Consider the following 6,000-nt stretch of genomic DNA (forward strand, 5'->3'; position numbering starts at 1 on the left):
ATGCCTAAAGCAGAACAACAAAATTTTCATAGATGGTTAAGGAAAGGTAATCAGGACGCTCTGAAGGTAGTATCAAAAGATAATTTACTGAAAGTTTTTACTACTATGAATGTAACTACAGAATTCCTAAATGGCGAAAAACATACTCTAACACCGCTTGGCTATGCTATAAGTATTAATGGTCAATATGGTATTCAGGCCATTTTAGATGCAGCTAGAGTAAAGAATGCATTAAAAGAAGTTCTTACTACTGCAAGTACAAGTATAGAGTTTCCAAATGGTGTAATAAAACATACTCTAACACCGCTTGGCTATGCTATAGGTACTAATAGTCAGCGAAGCATTAATGCCATTTTAGACGCAGCTAGAGCGGGAAATATATTAAAAGAAGTTCTTACTACTGCGGGTGCAAGTGTGGAGTTTCTACATGGTATAAAACATATTCTAACACCGCTTAGCTATGCTATAGGTACTAATAATCAGCAAAGCATTAATGCCATTTTAGATGCAGCTAGAGCGGGAAATATATTAAAAGAAGTTCTTACTACTGCGGGTGCAAGTGTGGAGTTTCCAAATGGTAAAAAATATACTATAGCACCGCTGAGCCATGCTGTAAGTATTAATAATCAGCAAAGCATTGGTACCATTTTAGATGTGGCTAGAGTGGAGAATATGTTAAAAGAAGTTCTTATTACTGTGAATGCAAATGTAGAATTTCCAAATGGTGAAAAACGTGCTATAATACCGCTTGGTCCATGCTATAGGTATTAGCAGGGCTACTTTAGATGCAGCTTTGGTACAATCAGAAGAAGTTTTTGTTACTAAATGCTGCAGTGCTAACAAGCGGTAGCTGTACACAAATTTTTGATAATTTCATTGGCAATAATACGGCTTTCAAAATTAATGCTTATTATATCAGATAGTGAGTTAATATCAGCGTGCTTGTCAAAATTTTCTATTGTTGATTTTACTACCTCTACTATTTCTAAAAAGCCGATTCGTGATTTCAAGAATTCATTAACAGCTATCTCATTTGCAGCATTGAAAACAATACTATTTGTATGTGGAGAGGAAGAATTCAACACTTCCATACTGAGCTTTAGTGCAGGAAAACGTTTGTGGTCTGGTTCTTGAAAGGTTAATTTTTCTTGCTTTGTTAAATCTAATTTACGATTTAAAGCCGATCTTTCTGGCCAAGACAAAGCATATCCAATAGGAATTGCCATGTCAGTTTCTGCAAGCACAGCAAAGCTGAAACCATCCTGATAAACTACAACTCCATGTACTATCGATTCAGGGTGAACTACTGCTTCAATTCTATTTGGGCTGATATTGAATAAATAATGTGCTTCTATTATTTCTAGTGCCTTATTCATCATTGTTGCACTATCAACTGAGATTTTCTTTCCCATGTTCCAAGTAGGGTGACTTAGAGCCTGATTTACTGTAATATTTTTTAATTGTTCAAGGCTATAATTTAAAAATGGTCCACCAGAGGCAGTGAGTATAATCTTTTCTACACATTTATCATCATTTTGCAAAACTTGAAAAATTGCGTTGTGCTCAGAGTCAATAGGGATTATTTGTACGTTTTTTTCTTGAGCTTTTTTAAGCAGTAACTTGCCACCACAAATAATGCTTTCTTTATTTGCCAGTGCAATAACTTTAGTATCGCTTTCTATAACCTGCATAACCGGCTCAAGGCCTGCGATGCCAACTATTGCAATAACTGAGAGATCAACAGGTAGAGAAGCAATATTTGCTAGACCTGGAGCACCAACTTCTACTTTGACGTTTGTACCAAACAGATCTTCTTTTAAATCTTTGTAAAGCCTTTCATCAGAAATGGCAACATATTTTGCATTAAGCAGTTTTGCTTGGTGTGCTAACAGAGCAAAACTTGAACAGGCACTCAGTGCTTCTACCTGACATTCTTCTTTTCTCTTTGAGAGCAAATCTACAGTCTTTTTTCCAATGCTTCCTGTTGATCCTAAAACTGAAACTTTTTTCACTAAGACAAATTCATACTTAACTATAATAAAATCTTCTTTCCATTAACCAAGCTCATGCCCATGATCATCACCAACAGATGGTGAAGGACCAGGCGAAAAAGATTGGCCATGGTAATCACCTGCATCATGCATGTCATGCAAACCATCAGCACTATGAGCTATTTCATTATTAGCATGGGGATAATCATCTGGATGAGGACCTCCATCACCTTCTGATGGCATATCTTCTCCACCACCACCACCTGAAAAATATTCAGCAAGGCTTTCAAGAAATTTTATGCCAAACATATTACCTGATTTCCCAAATAACGTTACTAGACTGCTACCACTGACCAAACCTTCGAACACATTACCATAAGCAGCAATTGCTCCTTCATGAAAGTTGAATATCCACTTCATTCCATCCACAATTGTTGCAACAGAGTCACTATGACCAAGACCAAGACCGCTTTTCTCACTAGCGGCTTCCTGGTGCTGCTGCTGTGCCTGCCATTCTGCAATATTTGGACCTTGAGCTTCACTCATAAATTTTTATTCTAAGCCTTAAGCTATTATTTTATCACAAACATCGCAAAATATCAATAAGGCTCTTAAATATAGCTAACCTCTATCATCTAAGTTCTTGTATCACAATTTTCAGACACTGGTTTCTGTTTAAAAGAGGGTATCATCCGACATTGGGAACTAGGTTTTATTTTTTGTAAATTTATATTAAACCTCTTTCGAAACTCAAGTATTAAGTTCGAGATTGTAAATTCCAGGAATTAAGTTAAACTATCATGGGCGTGTGCGACTGGCAGAACCGTGTCTATCAAGGTACGCTACTAGCCCATCTCTCGATACGTTTGAACAGTTGTGTGGTATGCACCCGTTTACAATCTTAAATTAATTAAACTATCGAGGTTATAATGATTACATCTTATCAAAATTTTATTGGCATTGACATCTTCTTATTGACAAAAATATTGCCACGCATCGAGCTAATACCCGTAAAGTAAAAAGCTTTATCTTGTCTCACGGAACTTTAGCAAAGTCCGATAAATCAGATGCAAGAGCTCTTGCTCAATATGGATTTGAATGTTATAGAACTCTCTCTCTATTTGTACCCACTTCTGAAAAGCAATCAACCTTGGTTGCACTTTTTCAACGTCGTTACGCAAATGAGAGTCCAAGAGAAATGTAGGCTTGCAGCATCTAAAAGCAACTATATAAAGGAAAGTTGTCAAAAAGCAATCGATTTTTTAACAGTCAAATAAATGAACTCAACAATACCATGCAAAAAATTGTTGATGAAAATCCAGAGTTACAAAAGCGCCAAAAAATCCTTAGAACGGTAGCAGGAGTAGGTAAAAAATTATCTCAAGATTTTGTATGCTTGATGCCAGAACTTGGCTGTTTAAGTAGAGGAAAAGTTGCAAATCTTGCTGGACCATCCAAAAGAAAGTGGTAAAACTATTGGATACCGAAGAATAACAGGTGGTAGAAGCAATAAAGCTTTTTACGTCTGCCATGGCTGCTGCAAAGCCCAAATCTGCACTTGGTGCCTTTTATTCCAAGCTTGTTGAAAGTGGTAAGGAAGATGGTAAGCGCTAATGCGTAAAATTATAGTTATTGCCAATTAAAGAATTTGCATATTTAAAGATTTACACAGCAATGGCTGAAATTAGTTATGTAAATAATACACAGATTTAAAGTACTATATTCATTGACTTAAGCAGGTTTAATATAAAGTTCTATTTCTATGACAAACGGGTTTTTATTGCCCATATGATTGGGTACAGTTGCAAAATGACACAAATAAAAATTTTTAAAAAACATAGTTGATGGATGGTGTCTGTGCATTATTGGGCATTAACCATATCTCAGCTTGACATTTTCTTTCCTGATAGATTGAAAATTGAGTTGAGCTAAAAATGCGGTTTGACACACTTTTTTGAACCATACGAGTCAAGTTACGCCTAATATAGCAACCATTTAAGGTTTATTTGTTATATTTATTTTTTAAGAAATCTTGATCTAAAATAAGATAATTTTTTTTAAAGAGTCTATAAATTACTAATTTTATCGTTTAATGTCTAAAATAATTTTTACCGCTTCTCTTCTTTCTTATGCCACTTTTCCTTAACTTGACGCCTATGGTTTATTTTACACTCCCTTTCGTTATACTTAACATGGAAACAAAGGGCCTTTTCACAATCTTCTATCTATCGTTTCTTAAACCACTCCCCTGAACGGACAATGGCGTCAACTTAAGGAAAAATATCAGCGATCGTGTATAAAATTTCTCTCTAAAACTTTTACCATAAAATTACCTAAAAACTGAAAGAAATAGCACTTTTGTTTCTATTTTATTTCAACAAAGAAGTTGCTAAGGTAGGCTCTTAAGTTGATGCCATTGCCTGAACAGATACGTCAATGATCCCTCAGTTACATCTAGTGGTCAAACAAATTCAAAGGGATGTTGATCTTCTCAAAAACTTTTACAAGAGATGCTGTTAAATGCTCTATCATTTCATCTGTATGATAAGGTGTAGGGGTAATACGGAAGCGCTCAGTTCCCTTTGAAATTGTTGGATAATTTATATGTTGAACATATACTCCATACTCATCAAATAACAATTTTGACGCTTTTTTGGACAATTCGGGATCACCAATTATTATTGGAATTATATGAGTTTCTGTTTGAATAAAATTCACTCCTGCATTTCTCAGTGAGTCTTTTACTTTTTTAACAACCTGTTTTTGCTTCTCTCTTTCAACATTGCTTGATTTTAAATGTTCAACGCTTGCTTTTGCTGCCGCTGCTAAAACGGGCGACATAGCAGTAGTAAAAATAAATCCTGGAGCTGAACTTCTTATTACATCCACCAAGCTCTTTGAAGACGCTATATACCCACCCATCACTCCAAACGCTTTTGATAACGTACCCTGAATAACGGTTATTCTATCTATCAAGCCTTCTCTTTCTGCAATTCCACCACCACGAAGGCCATACATGCCAACTGCGTGCACCTCATCCAAATAGGTAATTGCATTATACTGATCTGCCAGATCACATATCGCTTCAAGCGGTGCTACATCACCATCCATTGAATATACGGATTCAAGCGCTATTATTTTCGGCATTTTTACACCTATAGACCTTAGCAGCTGCTCTAAGTGATCAATGTCATTATGTCTAAATATGTGTTTTGGTCTTTTGCCTGATTTTATACCTTCTATCATTGAAGAATGGTTTTTCTCATCTGAAAAAATTACCACACCTGGAATAACAGACGATAAAGTGCTAAGTGTAGTTTGATTAGCAAGGTAGCCACAAGCAAAAGTTAAAGCAGCTTCTTTTTGATGCAAATCAGCTAAAGACTTCTCAAGCTCAACAACTTCTTTTGTCGTACCGGATATATTTCTCGTTCCTCCAGCACCAACAGATGAATTTTGAATAGCAGCGATAACACTCTCATTCTGCGACATTCCCAGATAATTATTACTGCACCAGACAATAACTTCCCTATTTCTTTCATAATCCATAATATAGGGAAGCCTGCCGGGCAATGACGCAAAATGCGTGAACTCACGATAGCGCCCTTCTTCTTTTATATCTTTGATTTTACTTGAAAATATTTCTTCGTAGTCTACCAAGTTTCTATCCATTAATAACTAATAAAATTATAATAAATTATTAAATGATAGACTACTATATTTATTCATTATCAGCCACAACAAGATGTACTTTTTTGCTTAACATCAAACTTTTCAACCTCATTATTCTCAAGTGAGCTTTTAGGCCTATAGCAGTACGTAATTGTAGCCGCAATAAGACAACAAGCTACAACTGCTATTCCTATCGCTAACATTTCCAAGTAAACTGCAACAGCCACTCCTAAGGCAATACCAGCTATTGCAAGTACAGAAGCAGCTACAACATAACTTTTTGTATTTTTTGAAGCAGCGTTACCCTTGCTTAAATTGCTTGGTATACAGTCTACAG

General features: G+C 35.7%; 5 protein-coding genes and 1 pseudogene. 2 read left to right on the forward strand and 4 right to left on the reverse strand.

Translation table 11 applies throughout. The features are described 5' to 3' along the window. Complete coding sequence (locus Wcon_RS02310) at positions 1–771, forward strand: hypothetical protein (RefSeq protein ID WP_114517077.1); 771 nt, start codon at positions 1–3, stop codon at positions 769–771. A gap of 65 nt (positions 772–836) precedes the next feature. Here Wcon_RS02310 and dxr read toward each other — a convergent pair whose 3' ends face one another. Both dxr and Wcon_RS02320 read right to left on the reverse strand, forming a co-directional pair. Then, positions 837–2,012 (reverse strand): 1-deoxy-D-xylulose-5-phosphate reductoisomerase, encoded by a 1,176-nt coding sequence (gene dxr, locus Wcon_RS02315; RefSeq protein ID WP_114517078.1) that lies wholly within the window; start codon positions 2,010–2,012, stop codon positions 837–839. Positions 2,013–2,054: 42 nt separating this feature from the next. Further along, positions 2,055–2,537: a hypothetical protein gene (locus tag Wcon_RS02320; protein ID WP_114517079.1), complete on the reverse strand. Its 483-nt coding sequence runs from the start codon at positions 2,535–2,537 to the stop codon at positions 2,055–2,057. A gap of 418 nt (positions 2,538–2,955) precedes the next feature. Here Wcon_RS02320 and Wcon_RS02325 point away from each other — a divergent pair. Then, positions 2,956–3,634 (forward strand): annotated as a pseudogene (locus Wcon_RS02325) (transposase); the annotation flags it as partial. Positions 3,635–4,445: 811 nt separating this feature from the next. On the opposite strand, the gene hemA reads toward Wcon_RS02325, so the two are convergent. Beyond that, positions 4,446–5,651, reverse strand: a complete 1,206-nt coding sequence (hemA, locus tag Wcon_RS02330) for a 5-aminolevulinate synthase (RefSeq protein ID WP_179947461.1) — start codon at positions 5,649–5,651, stop codon at positions 4,446–4,448. A gap of 71 nt (positions 5,652–5,722) precedes the next feature. Further along, the coding region (locus Wcon_RS02335; RefSeq protein ID WP_458694574.1) for a TomO hydrophobic C-terminal domain-containing protein at positions 5,723–6,000 on the reverse strand (278 nt) is incomplete at its 5' end.

Source organism: Wolbachia endosymbiont of Cylisticus convexus (assembly GCF_003344345.1).

Coding starts and splice junctions, on each gene's coding strand:
- Wcon_RS02310 (WP_114517077.1), top strand. CDS start 1: ATGCCTAAAGCAGAACAACAAAATTTTCATAGATGGTTAAGGAAAGGT.
- Wcon_RS02320 (WP_114517079.1), bottom strand. CDS start 2,537: ATGAGTGAAGCTCAAGGTCCAAATATTGCAGAATGGCAGGCACAGCAG.